Origin of the sequence: Allomuricauda sp. M10 (assembly GCF_020782875.1) — a bacterium.
Taxonomy (GTDB): domain Bacteria; phylum Bacteroidota; class Bacteroidia; order Flavobacteriales; family Flavobacteriaceae; genus Flagellimonas.
Window position 1 is genome coordinate 1 of sequence record NZ_JAJGBN010000002.1, and the last position, 17,866, is coordinate 17,866.

General features: G+C 42.0%; 14 protein-coding genes. 5 read left to right on the plus strand and 9 right to left on the minus strand.

The genetic code is table 11. The features are described 5' to 3' along the window. Positions 1-201: 201 nt before the first annotated feature. The 3 genes from LKX84_RS05255 to LKX84_RS05265 form a co-directional block, all read right to left on the minus strand. Positions 202-2,253, minus strand: coding sequence for a putative porin (locus LKX84_RS05255; protein WP_228236090.1), 2,052 nt, complete (start codon positions 2,251-2,253; stop codon positions 202-204). 125 nt (positions 2,254-2,378) lie between these two features. Continuing rightward, the gene (locus LKX84_RS05260) at positions 2,379-3,761 is read right to left on the minus strand and encodes a RagB/SusD family nutrient uptake outer membrane protein (RefSeq protein ID WP_228236091.1); all 1,383 of its coding nucleotides are present in this window, start codon (positions 3,759-3,761) and stop codon (positions 2,379-2,381) included. A 10-nt stretch (positions 3,762-3,771) separates the two neighbouring features. Beyond that, complete coding sequence (locus LKX84_RS05265; RefSeq protein ID WP_228236092.1) at positions 3,772-6,825, minus strand: SusC/RagA family TonB-linked outer membrane protein; 3,054 nt, start codon at positions 6,823-6,825, stop codon at positions 3,772-3,774. A gap of 232 nt (positions 6,826-7,057) precedes the next feature. Between LKX84_RS05265 and LKX84_RS05270 the strand changes: the two genes are divergently transcribed. From LKX84_RS05270 to LKX84_RS05285, 4 genes are all read left to right on the plus strand, one after another. Then, complete coding sequence (locus LKX84_RS05270) at positions 7,058-7,654, plus strand: ribonuclease HII (RefSeq protein WP_228236093.1); 597 nt, start codon at positions 7,058-7,060, stop codon at positions 7,652-7,654. A 29-nt stretch (positions 7,655-7,683) separates the two neighbouring features. Then, positions 7,684-10,143, plus strand: coding sequence for a ribonuclease HII (locus LKX84_RS05275; protein ID WP_228236094.1), 2,460 nt, complete (start codon positions 7,684-7,686; stop codon positions 10,141-10,143). Positions 10,144-10,262: 119 nt separating this feature from the next. Further along, complete coding sequence (locus LKX84_RS05280; RefSeq protein ID WP_228236095.1) at positions 10,263-11,573, plus strand: OmpA family protein; 1,311 nt, start codon at positions 10,263-10,265, stop codon at positions 11,571-11,573. A 16-nt stretch (positions 11,574-11,589) separates the two neighbouring features. Next, positions 11,590-12,282, plus strand: a complete 693-nt coding sequence (locus LKX84_RS05285; RefSeq protein ID WP_228236096.1) for a hypothetical protein — start codon at positions 11,590-11,592, stop codon at positions 12,280-12,282. Between the two features lie 259 nt (positions 12,283-12,541). Here the strand turns inward: LKX84_RS05285 and LKX84_RS05290 are convergent, their stop codons facing one another. The 6 genes from LKX84_RS05290 to LKX84_RS05315 form a co-directional block, all read right to left on the minus strand. Beyond that, on the minus strand, positions 12,542-13,195 hold the full coding sequence (locus tag LKX84_RS05290; protein WP_228236097.1) for an FRG domain-containing protein: 654 nt from the start codon (positions 13,193-13,195) through the stop codon (positions 12,542-12,544). Between the two features lie 185 nt (positions 13,196-13,380). After that, positions 13,381-13,743 carry a hypothetical protein gene (locus LKX84_RS05295; RefSeq protein WP_228236098.1) on the minus strand — a complete coding sequence of 121 codons (363 nt, stop codon included), beginning with the start codon at positions 13,741-13,743 and terminating at the stop codon, positions 13,381-13,383. A gap of 95 nt (positions 13,744-13,838) precedes the next feature. Beyond that, positions 13,839-14,666, minus strand: coding sequence for a CPBP family intramembrane glutamic endopeptidase (locus LKX84_RS05300; protein ID WP_228236099.1), 828 nt, complete (start codon positions 14,664-14,666; stop codon positions 13,839-13,841). Positions 14,667-14,882: 216 nt separating this feature from the next. Beyond that, positions 14,883-15,599, minus strand: coding sequence for a lipoyl(octanoyl) transferase LipB (lipB, locus tag LKX84_RS05305; RefSeq protein WP_228236100.1), 717 nt, complete (start codon positions 15,597-15,599; stop codon positions 14,883-14,885). 32 nt (positions 15,600-15,631) lie between these two features. After that, a complete protein-coding gene (locus tag LKX84_RS05310) occupies positions 15,632-16,372 on the minus strand; it encodes a hypothetical protein (RefSeq protein ID WP_228236101.1) in 741 nt (246 codons plus the stop codon). 142 nt (positions 16,373-16,514) lie between these two features. Continuing rightward, positions 16,515-16,670 (minus strand): YqaE/Pmp3 family membrane protein, encoded by a 156-nt coding sequence (locus tag LKX84_RS05315; RefSeq protein WP_163635590.1) that lies wholly within the window; start codon positions 16,668-16,670, stop codon positions 16,515-16,517. A 91-nt stretch (positions 16,671-16,761) separates the two neighbouring features. On the opposite strand from LKX84_RS05315, the gene LKX84_RS05320 reads away from it, so the two are divergent. Beyond that, complete coding sequence (locus LKX84_RS05320; RefSeq protein WP_228236102.1) at positions 16,762-17,808, plus strand: response regulator transcription factor; 1,047 nt, start codon at positions 16,762-16,764, stop codon at positions 17,806-17,808. The last annotated feature ends 58 nt before the right edge of the window (positions 17,809-17,866 follow it).

Consider the following 17,866-nt stretch of genomic DNA (forward strand, 5'->3'; position numbering starts at 1 on the left):
CTTGTTCTTCCCGAAAAAAAATCGGCCTTATCGACCAATCCTCCTTCCGAAAACGCCCTGCCTCATCAGCTAAGCGGGTGCAAATATAAGAACGTTATTCCGACTCCACAAAATGTTTGAGCATATTTTTTTTGAAAAAAAATCGTCAAAATCTTAACCGCTTGTTTTTCAATATCCATTAGAAAATATTCCTCTAAAAAATTATGAGAAAAAATTCCAGACGAGTCCAAACCTAATCACAAAATCGCGATAAGGATAGTTTGGAGCCGAGTAATAATTAGGTTCAGAAAAGAGGGAATTTAGATGTTCTGCCTTAAAATAAATTCGGGTCTGGCGAATTTTGGCATTGATGAAAACATCCAACAATGGATATCCGCCCAATTCTTCATTGTTCTGAATATAGAATTCGCCCAACAATGGATTATAGGCATTCATATTATAGGAGGTGAAATATTTAAAAGTTACCCCGGTTTGCACAAACATGGCCTTTTTGAACACATCACTGGAAAAGTACAAGGTATTGCGAGTGACCAATTCCGGCAAATTGAGCACTTGGCTATCCTGCGTGACATCTTGGTACATGACCGTGTTCATAAGGGCCCATTTTCGCCATTTAAGCTCCTTGGTGTATTTGACCTTTAGGTGATTGATGGTCGAAGTCTCCTGAAAGGGTTTTACAAATGCAGTTTCCTGCGCGTTATCAATCTGATCCTGGGTGGCGGTGGAGGCGAAATAGGTATAATTATCAATAGCACTATATTCAGCCTCCAATAATCCCAACCATTTGGAATCAAATCCGAAGGAAATGTTCTGAATGCTTACGTTGTCAAAAGTGTCATTGTTCTGCCAGTTAAAGTTTCGATAATCACTTTGGTAGAGCAGAAAGTTGAAATCCGGCATGCGGGATGATGCATGAATGGCACCTGTTACCGAGTTGTTCTCGTTCAATTGATATTTGGCCATAGCATCAAAATTATTCCCGGTAAGATCACCTACCACCGTATAATTGACATTACCACTAAGCGATAACGGTCCTATTTTATTGGAATAGGTACCGCCAACGGATATTTCTTCCCCTTGTAACTTGTTCTGGATGGTACCTTCGTCCGTGATCAATACACTATTAAAGTAGTAGTTGTAGTTGAAAAGGCTGACGTTTCCTGCCAACTTGCCCAACGTTCTATTGGAAAACTGAATGGTCCCTTTATTGAACATGGTCTTCAACCTTGCCCTATCTTCAATAGGCACCAAAAATGGATCTTCACCCAAGGCATCATTTTGGGCCGTTTGTCTAAAATCGTACATTTTGGTTTCATATCCGAATTCATGACCAATGGCCAATGAGGTGGGATCGGTGTCCGTGGAATCCTTTTTATGGTTCACCAATTTATAGCGTTGTTCCAAAACATACCGCTTACCCAATATTCGGTTGCGCGCATTGGTGTAGAGCAGGTCTATTTTGGCACGATCCTGAAAATCACCGGTCACATCGTCCTCAAACTGAGTTCTATCTTCCAACCCACCACTTTCCTGATCTTCCAATTCCTGGGCAGCAATATGACCCCTTACATCATAACGACCATTTTCCGTTACATAATTAAAGGTAACCCTGAACTTACCATCCTGGGCCTGTTCATACCTATATTTACCCAAGGACCTAAAACCTGTATATGCAACGGAGGCATTAAATCTTTTGGACATATTAAAGGTAAGCAGTGCGTCCAAGAACTGTCCCTGCTCCATAGTGGTCTTGAACATAAGTTCCGTCATGGGCGTGGGCACATTGTAGTATTTGATATCCTCCTTTTCAGCATAGCCAACGTTTTTTGCTGTGGCACCTATACTTGGATAATAAGAAACGTGCGAAAAATCCTTTCCCAATTCATTGTACTGTTGCCCCATATTGGCAAAGGGCATCAGTTCAAAATCATCGGCCCGTAAATAATTGTATTTGTATTCCTTCCTTATAGTAAGTGTGGTATCTAAATATGTAGTGTCCCTTAGGTAGGAAATGATTTTGTAGTCCTTGATCGTAATCGAGTCCTTTTTTTGGGGTTTTAAGGGGGTTTTGGCATTTCGAGCCTTCTTAGACCTCAGGGAATCCTTTGTAATAGAGTCAATTTGTTTGACCCCCAGTACATCGGAATGTTCTAATTTCAAAGAATCATTAGTCTTTGCTGGTGGCAACGAATCCTGTTGTGCGAAAATGGCCGGGGCCACAAAAAAGAATAGGGCAACAAATAAAAATCTCATTCTTTTATATTGGTCTGGCAAAGGTAAAAAGTTTTGTTTCTAAAGAAATGTGAAAACTCGGCGAATAAAAAACCCCTGCAATGCAGGGGTTTCGTTACTATATTCAAATAATTAAAGGCTAGGCATTAATAGCCGTCGTTCTGTACCATGTTGGAGTTGGCGTTGATCTCCCCAATTGGGATAGGGTACGCAAACAAGTCGTTAGGATAAGTTAAAGTTCCCAGACTATTCTGGGTGGAGCCCCAATAAGGTACTGTCTCACCGGTTCTCATTAAATCATCAAAACGGAAACCTTCGAACATAAGTTCTTTTCTACGTTCGTTAAGGATATCGTCCTTGGTCACACTTCCATACGGAGTCGCTCCTCGGTTATTGGCTATCAAATTGATCTGTGTAAGTGCATCGCCACCTGTTTCCAACAATGCCTCAGCATAGTTTAGAATTACTTCTTCATATCTGAACAATGGAATATTATCTGACCCAGTTGCCGTATCAGGGTATTTACCCATGTTACGCAAGCGTGTTCCACCATCTTGGTAACCCAAAATATCTTTACGCACATCGCCATCTTCAAAAAGGTCGATTACAGTACTTACCACTTGAAGGTCTCCATAGCCACCTGGAGCATCAGCTGGGTAGCGATAAATATAAGACAATGCATTTGAGCCTTGGTTATCGGCACCACTGAAGGCAAGCTCGAACAATACGTTTGAACCACCGTCTGTAGCCCAACTACTTACAAAGGATCCGGCCCCGATTACAGAATACAATCCTGAATCTATTACGGCCTCAGAAGCTGTAACCGCCCTACTCCAGTCTCCAAAGTAAACAGCAACCCTGGCCTCAAGGGCCTTGGCTACATATTTGGAAACAATGGTCTTAGAGGAATCATAACTGGCATCCATCATATCGAATGCAGTTTGCAAGTCGCTATAAATAGCCGCTTTCACTTCATCCACAGTGTTTCTAGGAGGAAAAAGGTCCTCTCCTTTGAACTCGGTTACGATAGGTACACCAAGGTTTCCACCTGCATGCTGTTGTCCAAAAACGCGTAGAAGATCATAATGGGCAAGCGCGCGAAGAATCAACGCCGCACCTTGAAGGTGCTCACCATAAGCCTGATCACCTTCCAATGTGGTTACATCGGTATTGATGACGATATTGGCATTGGCAATCACTTCATAGGCTTCTTCCCACATAAAACCTGTGTTTGCATTATACTGGTATTCCCCTTGTGTGGTAAACCTACCTGAGTTACCGTTGGAGAAACAGTTGTCCGAACGTACTTCATTCGTTGCGATCATATCGCGACCATAATAACCTGAGCCTGTCAGTGTATTGTGCGCTCCCTTCAAAATACTATAAAGGTTGTCCACCTTGGTCACACTACCCTCCACACTCTTGTTCTGAGACAGGGTAGGTTCAAGGCTGTCCGCTGTACAGGATCCCAAAATAAGACCTGCGGCAGCCACTACAGCCATATTAAATTTGTTAAATATTCTTTTCATCTTCTTTTTCTTAGAAATTTATGTTTACACCTAGAGAAATTGATCGAGATGGAGGAGTTTCAAGTCCTGTTTCCCCTGGATCCACAGTACCATTTTGGCTATCGATATCAACTTCTGGATCGAACAACAAATTGTCGTCCTTCACCCAAGTCAACAGATTGTTACCTCTTAGGAATATACTCAATTTGGTCAAACCAATGCTTTCCAAAGCCTTAGAAGGCACATCATAACCCACAGTTACAGCCCTCAAACGCATAAAATCTGCATCGTAAAGGTATTTTGAGTGTCTCTGCCATGGCGTTGCAGAAGTAGTGAACTTTCCATTTCTGGCAATATCACCAGGCTGCTGCCATCTGTCCAACAATGAGGTGTAACCATTGAAGGCCAATATTGGATATGCATTAGGCTGGTTCAAATACAAGTGCCATCCTTCATACACTTTATGTCCTCCAGCGTAGTAACCGGTAGCATTCAAGAAAAACCCTTTATACTTAAAGTTCAAGTTAAGACCTGCTGTTGTGGTAGGAACGGCATTGCCTCCTTGGAACACGGCCTCGGCTTCATTAAAATTGGTAGTAGTGGCGCCATCAACACCATTAACATACCATTCTTCAACACCTGTATCTGGGTTAACTCCTGCCCAAGTTGGCATGTACCAAGCATAAGCTGGGTGACCTGTTTCAATCCTGGTTCTTACAGTGGTAATGGTTCTTTCCTCACCATTTGGATCTACCGGGAGTTTGGTGATCTCGTTTTTCACATGCGACAAGTTACCACCAATGCTCAAGCTAAGGTCTTCGGTATTGATAACATTGAAATTCAAATCCAACTCAAAACCTTTGTTGTTCAGCTCACCAATGTTTTGAACTTGGCTTGAAAAACCTGTTGTTCTGGAAAGTGGCACATCCAATAGAAGATCCTTGGAATCCCTATTAAAATAGGCCACACTACCACTTACCACGTTTTTGAACAATCCGAAATCCACACCAACATCCAATGTATGGGATGTTTCCCAAGTCAAATCATTGTTACCGAAGGTATCCACATACTGCGCACCTTCACCTCCGTAATCGGCAGAGTAACCAAACAGGGATTGATATTGGTTAAGATCGATAAGCGCGTTACCGGTAACACCATAAGAAGCACGTAATTTAAGTGCATTTACAATGTCTGAATTGGCCAAGAACTCTTCTTTGTTCAGGTTCCAAGCAGCACCAACAGACCAGAAATTACCCCAACGATTGTCTTTGCTGAACCTTGAGTTACCTTCCCTTCTATAGGATAGATCCAATACATATTTACTATTGAACGCCGAGTAGTTTAATAATCCCATGTAGGCGCCAACGTACCAATCACTAAAAGATGAACTAACCCCGGTAGGAGTTCCCAAGTTATCCAAGTTCTGTAGGCCTTCGTCAGCAAAATTCTGACCATCGCCGCCTAAGAAGTAACGACGATTGGACTGGTATTCCTGAAGTAACTTGAACTTGAAGCTATGGTCCTCGTTCAAGTCAAAATTGTAATCCACATAGTTTTGGAACACATAGAACACGTTGGTCCTGTCATATTGACTGGCATCACCACTCGTCGCTTCTCCATAACCATAGGTTGGATTGGAATAGGTTCTGAAATTGTACAACTGAAAGTCAACGTTGAAAGTAGAGCCAAAAGTAAATCCTTTAGCAAAATCATAAGTTACGCCATTGTTGGTCACAATACGGGTCAACCTATTTTTGCTAGAATTGTTCTCTGTCAAATACAATGGGTTTGGCAAAGATCCACCAAAAAGATTGTAGCTTCCATCTTCGTTGTAAGGCAACAATAGAGGTGAAATAAAGTATTTCACGGTTCTTGGGCTTTCAAAATAAGCACTTGTTTCCAAGAAAGCATTTTGAAGCATGTGCGAAGCTTGGTTGCTGGATGAGAAAGTAACCTTATCCGTCAAATCCTTGGAAAAGTTCAAAGACCCAGAGATTCTCTCAAAATCAGAACCAATTACGGTTGCCTCTTGCTGCATATAACCCAAAGATGCGAAGAAAGTGTGCCCTTCGCCACCTCCAGATGCAGAAAAACTATGTTGTTGAATGATGGCATCCTTATTGGCAACAGCTTGGTCCCATCTTGCTTCTGGACGGCCATTGGCATCCCATTCAGCAAAAGGACCGGCAAGAAGGTCAGTCATGGCCTCGTCCTTTGACGTATAGAAACCATCATTAAAATATGCTTCAGCGGCAAGCTCCAAACGATTGGCTGCCGTCAACGGCACTGGACCAGTGATGGCATCATTTTGAAAACCATAGGTACTGTTGATACTGAATACGGTTTTACCCGCCTTACCACTTTTGGTTGTGATCAAAATAACACCGTTAGATCCACGGGCACCATATTGAGCAGTGGCAGAAGCATCTTTAAGAACAGTAATGGACGCAATGTTGTTTTGATCCAAACCTGCCAATGCAGACAAAGACGAATATGCACCACTGGTACCAACATTTCCATTGGTTACTGGCACACCGTCGATAACGTAAAGTGGGTCGTTACCTGCGGTAATGGAACTAATACCCCTAATACGGATATTGGCTACAGAACCTGGAGTTCCCGATGTGGAAGAAACCGTAAGACCGGATACGTTCCCCTGTAAGGCCTGATCCACGGAAGGCGCAATGATCTCGCCCAATTTTTCAGAATCCACCTTTACGATAGACCCAGTAATGTCAGACCGTTTTTGAGAGGTGTAACCTGTTACTACCACCTCTTCCAAGGCTTGGGCATCATCTTCCATATGAACGTTGATACTGCTGGATGCCCCAACGGTCATCTCAACAGTTTTTTGACCTACGTAGCTGAAACGCAACACTTGGCCAACAGAAGCGGAAATGGAATAATTTCCATCGAAGTCAGTCTGTGTTCCATTAGTGGTTCCCACTACCACCACTGAAACACCAGGCAATGGCAGTCCGGTTGCATCCGTTACATTACCCGAAATGGTTTTCTCTTGTCCAAAAGAGAAGGACATACACAATACCAAAAAAGGCATGAGCATGTACAAAAATTTAGTTCTCATTTACTATATTTTTTGAATTAGCAAGGCTAAAAATCTTTATAAAAAGTTGAGAAACAAAAAAATTAACAGCCCACAAGCCAGCGGAATTAACAGTTCGTTAGGTTAAGTTTTGTTAACTTTAACACTCACAAGAAACACAACATTCTGATTTCATGCGTTGTAAGAAAATATTTCACATTTATTTAACTTAATTTTCCATTTTAACAGCCTCAGTGTTAAATTTTTAGTCTCCATGTTAAAGTCTTGTTATCGGGACATTTTTGAAGCTGGAACGGACGAAGCAGGCCGTGGATGTCTTGCCGGACCCGTCACCGCCGCTGCCATTATACTCCCAGAAGGTTTTAAAAACCCTATCTTGAACGACTCCAAGCAGTTATCCGAAGCCAAACGGGATTTCCTCAGACCTATCCTCGAAATGGAATCCATCACCTTTGGGGTATGCCATGTTTTTGAGGATGAAATAGACGAGATCAACATCCTCAACGCCTCCATTTTGGCCATGCACAGAGCCTTGAAATTGATGGCCAAACCACCTTCCTTCATTCTGGTGGACGGCAATCGGTTCAAACCTTATCACAACATTGCCCATGAATGTATCGTGAAGGGCGATTCCAAATTCATGAGTATTGCAGCAGCTTCCGTTTTGGCCAAAACCCATCGGGATGAATACATGGAAAAAATCCATGAAGAATTCCCCATGTACAATTGGAAACAGAACAAAGGTTACCCCACAAAGGAGCACCGAGAGGCCATCAAACAATACGGATTGACGAAATACCATCGAAAAAGCTTCAGACAACTCCCCGAACAATTGACACTGGATATTTAAAAATCCTAACTTTGTTTCAAACTTCGACCATGAGACAAAAGCTGTTGTTCTGTTTGCTCACTCTTTTTATACTGGTATCGTGCACCAATGAGGTAAAGACCAAAGCCACGTTACTGGACCAACTCCCCCCCAACCCATCATTGATCTTAAAAATCAACAATCTCACCAATTTAAGGAGCGAGTTGAAAAACAATGCTTTTTTGGAAAAAATGAAAGGCCTGGCCAACCTGACAAATATCCTTGACAAGTTAAAGGGAATGGAATCCCTATCTAGTGAATCTACCTGCTTATTGGCCGTTTATGAAGTGGGCAAGGACTCCTATGATTTTGTTTTGATCACCAATACAAAACCAGAGCTATTTAATATTGAGGACGTGGCCAACAAAACAGTGGAAACGCTTACTTACCAAGGCTCCCAAATCACTAAATATAGCCTAGACAGTGTAGAGATTTACAGTTTGTCTCGCGATAAAGTAATGGTCTTCAGCTCTTCCAACCTGCTTGTGGAAAATATAATCAGGGCCAAAGAGGAAAATCCGATCGACCCTACTTTGAGAAAATTATATGAGGCGGCACCATCCAAGAAATCGGCCACCTTGTTCCTAAATTTGACCACTTCTCCATCCATATTATCTTTTGCTACATCTGCGGATGAAAAAGCGAGTCCCCTAGCAGAATGGGTTTCCCTTGATTTTACGGCCAATTCCGATCAAGTGAACCTTACCGGGATAGCCATGGCGCCCGATTCCACCAAAAACTTCATCAACCTGTTCAAGGGTACAAATCCACTGACCAATAAAACCCCTCAATTTGCGCCGCTCAATGCCCAAGCGGTGGTGTCGTACACTTTTGATGACTACCAAGTTTTCGCCAAAAACCAGAACACCTATTTAGATAGAACTAAACCAGTGGACACTTTGTTCAATACCATTGAGGAAATTGGCATCATCTACTTGAACAATCAAAAAGCGGTCCTTTTGAATTCTTATGGTACCGAGAGCCTCTACAATTATATGGACACCCATAAAACCGGTTCCGAATCTTATCAAAGCAGTGAGATCATGGAACTACCCGATAAAAATTTCATCACCTCAAGCTTCAACCCTTTGGTCAAAGATTTTGAGTCGAATTATTGCACCATTCTGGAAAACAGCTTTATCTATTCACAGGACAAGGAAACACTCCAGACCATAATCAGCAATTACAAAAGCACCTCTTCCTTTATCAATTCGCCCGTTTACATGACCGCGAAGACCCCTTTGGCCAGTGAGTCCAGCGTACTTTTTGTAGCTGATGGTTCCGGCATCCAATATTTCGCGGAAAAGGAACTTGCTCCGGAAGTCTTTCAATCCATTCAAAAAAATGATCTGGACAATCAGGCTTTTGCTTCGCAATTGGTGGCTGATAATGATTTTGCCCACTTCAACATGCTGGTTTCCAAAATTGGAAAAACCCAGGAAAGCAATTCGGTTTCGCCACTTTTCACTTTGGAACTGGATACCGATTTAGCCATAGACCCCCAATTTGTGACCAACCACAGGACCAAAGAACAAGAGATTGTGGTGCAGGACCAAAACAATGTACTGTACCTTATCTCTACCGATGGAAAGGTTTTATGGACCAAACAACTCGAAGGGAGGATTCAACCCCCTATTCAACAAGTGGACATATACAAAAACGGAAGGTTACAACTCGCCTTTTGCACCAATGACCAATTCATGCTAGTAGATCGTAATGGAGAGGATGTTCCACCTTTCAAGATCGATTTTGAAGGAGGCAACCTTAATCCGCTGGCTGTCTTTGATTATGAGGGCAAAAAAGATTACCGCTTTGTAATCACCCAGGGCCGCAAAGTATTCATGTACAACAACCAAGGGAAAATTGTGAGCGGCTTTACATTTAAAGAAGCACCGAGCAATATTGTTGGGGTCCCCCAGCATTTTAGGGTAAGCAACAAGGATTATCTCGTTTTCAAACTGGAGGACAATACCCTTAAAATTTTGCATAGGACCGGTAGCGATAGAATCAAAGTGGCAGAAAAAATCGATTTTTCCAACAACGAAGTCTTCCTGTATAAGAACAAGTTTTCTTTGACCAATAAAACTGGGGTGCTGCATCAAATCGACACCAACGGAAAATTGACCGCGACCAACTTCAACCTGAACAAAGACCACGGTATGTATGCCACCAGCAATACGTTGGTGTTCATGGATGATAACATATTAACAATCAAGGGAAGAAAGGCGGAATTGGACCTTGGCGTGTACACCAAACCTAAGATTTTCTACATCAATGATAAGATCTATGTAAGCGTGACCGATATTCAGAACCAGCAGATTTACCTCTTTGACAGTCAGGCCAAACCCATTCCCAATTTTCCGGTATTTGGCAGTTCGTTGATCGACCTGACGGATATGGACAATGACAAAAATTTGGAATTGGTGGCCAAGGATCAGGACAACTCTTTGATCGTTTACAAATTGAATTGACCCTTGGTTACGACCTATACAATTCTGGGTGCAGGTCATACATTTTCATTTAGTGCCAGTACATGATTTTGGTAGTTTCGGTAGCATTGCTTTTTCGATACAAACCAAAACACACTAAAATGAAAACCTCCAACAAACTATTCTATTGTTTAACCCTGTTCTTGCTCATCGGATCGGGAACACAGGCGCAGTTCTTGAAAAAACTGGCAAAAAAAGCCGAGGATGCCGCGCAACGAACGGTGGAACGTAGAGTGGAAAATGAAACTTCCAAAAAAACGGACCAGGCCTTGGATAGCATCCTTGAACCGGAATCGGGCGAGAAAAAAGCACCCACAACCTCTGGCGGGGGCGGTCAGGTAGAAAATCCTGAAACCCCTTTGGAAACCAAAGATGCACCGATAACCACCGGTTCCAAATCCATGACGGTGTACAGCAAATTCGACTATGTTCCAGGCGATAAAACCATTTTCTTTGATGATTATGCCCATGATTTCATTGGCGACTTCCCCTCCAAATGGAACACCAATGGATCGGGTGAAGTAGTCACTGTCAACGATTCGCCACAGCGATGGTTGGAATTGATTCCAGGTTACGGTATCTATTTTATCCCCAACGTGCCAGACCTACCCGAAGAATATACCATTGAGTTTGATATGTTGACCTACGGCTTGGACGATCAGACCTCTTCCACGGCCAACCTAAAAATTATGCTGAGTGACGACAAGACCTTTAATGAAGGGGACCATCATGTAGAGGTCTATATCCCAGTAGGGCAATACGCTGCGTTCAGCATAAGCATGCGAAACTACCTACGTGCCGAAGGATCTCCCATCAACAGTGAAGTCCGTGCCGATATTAGAAAGGCCGTACTTAACCAGCCCCATATCTCCATAGCCGTGAACAAATCAAGGTTTAGGCTATGGGTAAACGAGGAAAAATATGTGGACATTCCCAAACTAGTTCCGGAAAACAAGATCAGCACCCTCAAGTTCAATTCTAATGGCCTTCAGGATGGAAAGGAGAAAATCTTCATTTCCAATCTTAAAGTGGCCGAGGGAGGCGTAGATCTTAGACGAAAACTGCTTGAAGAAGGAAAAGTATCCACCAATGGCATCCTTTTCAATTCTGGTTCCGCCAATATCCAGCCCCAGTCCATGGGCATCATCCGCCAGATTTCACAAGTGCTTCAACAGGATACCTCCATCAAACTAAAGATTGTGGGCCATACGGATTCCGATGGGTCCGATGCAAATAACCTGAAACTTTCCAAGGACAGGGCCGAAGCCGTAAAAAACAGTTTGGTTACCGTTTACGGAGTGGCCGCGGACCGTTTGGTTTCCGAAGGAAAGGGTGAAGGCGAACCTGTGGGCGACAACAATACCCCTGAAGGCAAATCGCAGAACCGCCGAGTAGAATTCATAAAACTTTAAACCAAGACACTATATCATGAAATCGAAAATTTTAATTATCCTGACCACCTTTTTTGCCCTGAACCTATCCTTTGGTCAAACCTCCTGCAGCCAATACTACCCCATGGTAGAAGGCGCCACTTTTGAATACACCAGCTATGATAAGAAAGGTGGCGAAGAAGGCAAGATCAATTATAAAGTTACCAACGTAACGGGTTCCGGCGACAACATTTCGGCCACCATGGTGATGGATATTTCTGATAAAAAGGGCAATACCTATTCGTCGGAATATGACATTATGTGCGATGGCAATGTGGTAAAAGTGGATTTTAAATCGCTGATGAACGAACAGATGTTGAGCCAAATGGGTGATATTGAGATGGACATTACCGGAACAGATATTGAATGGCCCAATAGTTTGAATGTGGGGCAATCCCTCCCTGATGGTAACCTGAACGTAAAAATGAAAATGAGCGGGGCCATCAACATGAACATGAATGTGGAAACCATTAACCGCAAAGTGGAAAAACAGGAAAGCGTAACCACGCCCGCCGGTACGTTTGACTGCTACGTGGTTTACAGCGAAACCAAGACCAAAATGATGGTGGGCAACCAAGTTTCACCTTCACGCGTTTGGTTGTCTGAAGGTGTGGGCATGGTAAAACAGGAATCCTACAACAAAAGCGGCAAACTGATGACCAGCTCCATGCTGACACAGTTCAGTAAATAATTTTACTTTTTACTTAAAATGGAAACCCCGAGGCAATGCCTCGGGGTTTTTGTTATGTTATGTTTGGAAAAAATTTATCAGTTTTTCAGGTTGAATTTATCGGCTCGTATAACCGTCAGTTACAGGTTTGTTGGACGTATTGTCGTTTTGCATACAATGTTCCGTAATTCCAAATGGATTCCAGCCTGCCCTGAGCGAAGTCGAAGGGTAGTCGAATCCGTAGTATTTGTGGTAATAAATTGATGTGTAAAGTGTTTTATTACTCTCTATTTATCCATCTCCATTCAATATATTCAGATAAACCTTGTAAGTCTTGATAAACTGAAAAATGATTGTATCCATAACGGTGCAATTCAAATTTTAGTTTTTTACGATATTTCCTATCAATGATAATTTTTTCTAAAGCTCCTTTTGCAGGTGCTTTTGAAAAGGATTTAGAAGGATTTGGATGAATTGTAAATAAACCTTGTTGCGCAATTATTCTTTTAGTTATTGATCTTGGTTTATAAACTGTAACACTTTTAAATTCAAAAGGGTCTTTATCAGTTATTGCATAATTTTCGTATTGAAATTTATATACGGCAGCATCATAATCTGCGTCATTAGCAACTGCAAAAAATACAGCTATCATAGGATTTTGTGTCCAATCCAAAAGCCGTGTCGGAACTCCGTGATGTTGAGCAAAGGCAAGCCATTCCCAATTGTTTTCAGGTTTAATGCTTAAAAAAGGCAAAGAATTATCTTTAAAATATTCAATGGCTGATTTGTCACTAACTTTATTAAATGGTTCTCTTCCAGCCTTTGGCAATAATTCCCAATCAGCATTTGATTGTCCACGATATATTGTTGAGCGATTTGAGCTTTCAAGTAAATCGTGTAAATCACCAAACTTATTTATTTTGAATTCTTTCATTCACATTAAGGATATGAATCGCTATTAATGATTTATTTCGACCGATACCGAATCAACTTCAGCACAAGTAAGTGAAGTTAGCCTTTTTAGCTGAATTAAAACTGCTCCTTTTCTTGCTCCAATTCCGTTTCAAACAAACCTACAAACTAACGACCAGCCCCATGTTAACGAAGTAAATAAAGGATTTACCATTGCTGGATTATCAGACAAACCTGTCCATCCCGCAACGCAAATTCTTTGGCTCCCCAAGGTCGAAGTGTGATTTTGCTGAGATTGGGATGCAAATATTCTGGATGTGATAAGCTAATCCTTTTATAGGCTTCTTCAATGTTATTTGTTACAAGCCTAAACTCAGGTTGATGTTCCTTGGCCAATGCTTCGTGCTCAAAAAGCATGAGATGGAACTCATTGCTTTCAATCACACAAAATGGTTCCTTTGAACTCAATTCCTCATGCCCCATTCTAAGTCCAAGACAATCTACAAAAAACTTGAGACCGTCATTAATATTTTTATAGTAGACATTAGGAACCAATCTGTTAAAATCCATAGTTGACTTCATTTGACATTGACAGTTAAGGATTAGCTAAACTTCGTTTCAATGATTTTTAGCCTGAGATGAGTGAAGTTAACCTTTTTTCAAAACTAAAGTTCCAACTTCTTCAGAACTTGGTCCTTATCAACTTTTCGCAGCACCACAATACCAATGATAAAAAGTGGCAGCACCAATAACATGGGCACCATATATTCTATGATTTGACCTACCAAAGAGGTTGTCCCCAGGGCATCTTCTGGAATGTTCTCAGAAACTTTGATTCCTGGAAGCGTGCCAAGCAAAAAGAAGAAATTTATGAGTCCATGTGTAATGGCAAGTGGAACCAACTTGTTGGTTTTCAATAAAAGTACCCCAAAGAAAAAACCAATGAATGTTGCATAAATGCACTGCACCAACACTTGTGGGACATTGTTATTTACAGTTAAGTTCAAAAGATGTGTAGCACCAAAAAACAATGCCGGAAACAAGATTCCCAAAAACAATCCATTCCTTTTTAATATCAATTTTTGGATGAAAAGAGGTTGTAAAAATCCCCTGAACATAAACTCTTCGGCAAAACCAACCATTAAACATCCAAACAATAACAGTAAAACATCTGATATGGCTATGGACGAAATATCGCTTCCTATGAAAGAGGCCAAACCAAGTAAGAAGAGATACGCGGGTATGAGGTTTAGCCACTTCGAAGTCCATTTGTATTCCAAGGATAAACCGGACAAGGATTTGAGCCATATCTTTTTAATTCCCCAGGCACTCAAAGCAAAAAGGACGAACATTTTTAATGATCGTGATATGTACTCCACCTGAAAAGATGAGAAGTACCGCTCGGGAAGAATTTCATCAATAGGTATTAACATAATCGACCCAATAATGAGTACCATTAAAATACCGATAGCGAAAGGGGAAAAGTTTTTCATTTAGATTGATGGATTTGCCTTACGACGATGAATCCCCAGGTTTGTTACGTCGCGAAGAAATATGGGATGTCAATCAACTTTTGAGGTAATGCCCATAAATATTCAAATTATGGGACTGAAAGGAACGGGTAAAGGTCAAAGGCATTCAAACCCTTATGAAATGTTTCAAATGGCAGTCAATTATAGACTAAGAACAGAATGTAATTATTGTATAACTTATACTTCTGCCTTTTCGCAAACCAATTCCGCTTCAAACAAAGCAGCAAAATGTTTCAGGAGTTTGGTTTTCACTTCCTCCACATCCACTTCTTTTTTGCCCAGTTCCACATTCAGGGAAGTTACCGCCTTGCCTTTGATGCCACAGGGGATCATCATATCAAAATAGCCGAGGTCGGCATTTATGTTCAGCGCAAAACCATGCATGGTCACCCAGCGGCTGGCGCGTATGCCCATGGCGCAAATCTTTCGGGCGAAGGGAGTGCCTACATCCAACCAAACACCTGTTTCACCTTGGGAGCGTTCGGCTTTTATGCCATATTCGGCCAAGGTTAAGATCACCATTTCTTCCAAAAAACGCAGGTATTTATGAATGTCCGTAAAGAAGTTATCGAGATCCAAGATTGGATAGCCCACTATCTGTCCGGGTCCATGATAGGTAATGTCCCCACCGCGATTGATCTTGTAAAAAGTGGCACCTTTTGCAGCTAGTACCTTTTCATCCACCAACAGATTGTCGATATCGCCACTCTTGCCCAAGGTGTACACATGGGGGTGTTCCACGTACAAAAAATGATTGGGGGTTTCCACGTTTGTGCCTTCCCTTCGGTTCTTCACCTTGGTATCCACAACCTCCTTAAAAAGAGCTTCTTGGTAATCCCAAGTCTCCTTATAGTCTTTTCGGCCCAAATCCTGTACGGCAACTATCTTGTTCATACCGCAAAGGTACAAAGACTGCGGTTGAGAACCTATTTTTCCAGTTCTACCTCAAGGTCCAGCAATGCCGGGTTTTTCATGAGATCTAAGAAGTCCACTTGGTAGATCATGGTCTTTCCATCGGCACTAAAGGTGGCACCTTCGGCCGTGGTGGATTTTACTTTTTTGGGAAAGTGATATTTGAGGGTATACGAAGATCCCGAAAGGAACATTTCAGCACCTTGCATACTATCCAATTGCTTTTGAAAAAGTGCTTCGTTTACAATCTTGGCAGTGCGGGTAAACTTGTTTTTGGCAAAGGAATAATACACTTCCGTGGCTTGCTCCGAAGCCGGCATGGGCGCAGGTGCCTGTTGACTGTTCGGGCCCAACATACTGGCTTCCTGGAAGGTATTGAAAGCATTGTTCACCTCGCTGATATCCTTAAAATCGCTAAAAAGGTCGAACAACATTTCCTTCTTTTCAGGGTCCATCACCATGCGAAGGTTGAAGGGTTCCAATCGTTTCAGTTTGGCCTGTTCCTCTGGCGCCAATTGGGCAATACTGTCCTTATGCTCTTCCAAAAATTCCTTGAAAGAAATGATACTGTCCACGGCCTTCTCATTGGTTTTGGCCAATTCTTCACCGCCCATCTCCATCATATCGGAACCATCAAACTTAATGGAAAGCTTTCCGGAGCCGTCTTCCTGTATATCTATTTCCTCGGTAAAATTGCAAGAACTAATAAAAGCAATGGCCAAAAGACCAACCAACAACTGGATTTTTCTGATCATGGTTTTGTGTTTAATGGCCTATCCCTTTTTCGGACATACCAACTTTGGGGCTAAAAATAGCACAATAGCCTTTCTTCCACAATAATGGAACTCAAGTTATTGGAACGAATGCAACCTTTTCGACAAAATACGCCGAGACCGATCAATTGGGATTGTTCAAGATGATCAATGCTGCAATAACGCCGGGCACCCAGCCACAAAACGTCAGCAAAAGCACAATAAGGAACGACCCACAGCCTTTACCGATCACGGAAAGGGGCGGAAAAAGTATGGCCAACAAAACTCTCCAGAAACTCATTTTTTTGATTTTGATTGATGATACTTATAGGTAGCTGAATACCTCGATTTGTTACATAAAACCATTATTTTTAACAACCATCGCACGCATTATGAGATTTTGTGTTTTTGTCTTCCTGTTTCAAATATCATTCCTGTCGGCGCAGTATCGCTTTTCAGGGGAGGTGTCACTTGAAAATGCGGGTAATGCCATCTATTTGTCTTTGGTGGAGGACTACCGAAAATCTTCACGAATCTACTTGGACCAAATCGTGAACAAAGTAGCCGTTGATTCTTTGGGCGGGTTTCTTTTTGAAGGCGATAATCTTAGTACCGAAAACCGCATGTATCGGATTCATTTGGATGGTTGTTCGGATGAATCCGCAGGGGCCCACTTTTTAGGCCAATGCAACAACAGTAAAAGTGTTCTTTTCATTGCGAACAATACGGATATGGTGGAGTTCCCCACCTCCTTTGAGGAACAATCCCTCTGCACGATCAACTCCACCAATCCGAAATCTTCCTTATTGTTGGAATGGGAAATCCTAAAGGAGCGCATGGCCTATGATTTTGTGGATTACCCCAGTGAGACCAGCAAAAATCTCAACATGAAAAAATGGTTCTCGGAGCTGCAGAATTTTGGAGAAAAGACCAACGAACCTTTGGTTGAACTCTTGATCTATGATTTTTTATCGGACAAAAGGAACGAAACCTATTCCCATTATCTTCAGGATGTAAGTGTTAACCCATATTATGAAGAATTGTCCAACCGATTGGAACAAACCTATCCCGATGCCAGTTTTACACAAGAATATGAGGCCGAAATTAGTACGGACAAGGATTTGGCCAGTTTCAAGCAACCCAAAATAGCCAAATGGATGTGGGTGGCACTTTTAGTATTGGTCTTATCGCTTTTGGGGAACCTGTACTTTTTCATCAACCGAAGGGCAAAAATTAAGTCCCAAAATGATGACCTGATGCAGAAACTCACCCCACAGGAACAAAAAATTGTGCACTACATCTTGTTGGACAAAAGCAACAAAGAGATTGCCAATGCGCTTTTTGTGAGCCTCAGCACCGTGAAGACCCACATCAACAATCTGTACAAAAAACTCGATATTTCATCCAGGGAAGAAATCGTATTGCTCTTCCAAAAATAAAAATCGACCCCGGGTCTAGTCCCCATTTCCATCTACCAAAATCTGCATAACACCCTCA

Excerpts from the sequence above, each read along its gene's own strand:
- LKX84_RS05255 (WP_228236090.1), bottom strand. The coding sequence starts at position 2,253 with ATGAGATTTTTATTTGTTGCCCTATTCTTTTTTGTGGCCCCGGCCATT.
- lipB (WP_228236100.1), bottom strand. The coding sequence starts at position 15,599 with ATGAACAAGATAGTTGCCGTACAGGATTTGGGCCGAAAAGACTATAAG.
- LKX84_RS05320 (WP_228236102.1), top strand. The coding sequence starts at position 16,762 with ATGAGATTTTGTGTTTTTGTCTTCCTGTTTCAAATATCATTCCTGTCG.
- LKX84_RS05290 (WP_228236097.1), bottom strand. The coding sequence starts at position 13,195 with ATGAAAGAATTCAAAATAAATAAGTTTGGTGATTTACACGATTTACTT.
- LKX84_RS05260 (WP_228236091.1), bottom strand. The coding sequence starts at position 3,761 with ATGAAAAGAATATTTAACAAATTTAATATGGCTGTAGTGGCTGCCGCA.
- LKX84_RS05275 (WP_228236094.1), top strand. The coding sequence starts at position 7,684 with ATGAGACAAAAGCTGTTGTTCTGTTTGCTCACTCTTTTTATACTGGTA.
- LKX84_RS05270 (WP_228236093.1), top strand. The coding sequence starts at position 7,058 with ATGTTAAAGTCTTGTTATCGGGACATTTTTGAAGCTGGAACGGACGAA.
- LKX84_RS05285 (WP_228236096.1), top strand. The coding sequence starts at position 11,590 with ATGAAATCGAAAATTTTAATTATCCTGACCACCTTTTTTGCCCTGAAC.
- LKX84_RS05310 (WP_228236101.1), bottom strand. The coding sequence starts at position 16,372 with ATGATCAGAAAAATCCAGTTGTTGGTTGGTCTTTTGGCCATTGCTTTT.
- LKX84_RS05315 (WP_163635590.1), bottom strand. The coding sequence starts at position 16,670 with ATGAGTTTCTGGAGAGTTTTGTTGGCCATACTTTTTCCGCCCCTTTCC.
- LKX84_RS05280 (WP_228236095.1), top strand. The coding sequence starts at position 10,263 with ATGAAAACCTCCAACAAACTATTCTATTGTTTAACCCTGTTCTTGCTC.
- LKX84_RS05265 (WP_228236092.1), bottom strand. The coding sequence starts at position 6,825 with ATGAGAACTAAATTTTTGTACATGCTCATGCCTTTTTTGGTATTGTGT.
- LKX84_RS05300 (WP_228236099.1), bottom strand. The coding sequence starts at position 14,666 with ATGAAAAACTTTTCCCCTTTCGCTATCGGTATTTTAATGGTACTCATT.
- LKX84_RS05295 (WP_228236098.1), bottom strand. The coding sequence starts at position 13,743 with ATGGATTTTAACAGATTGGTTCCTAATGTCTACTATAAAAATATTAAT.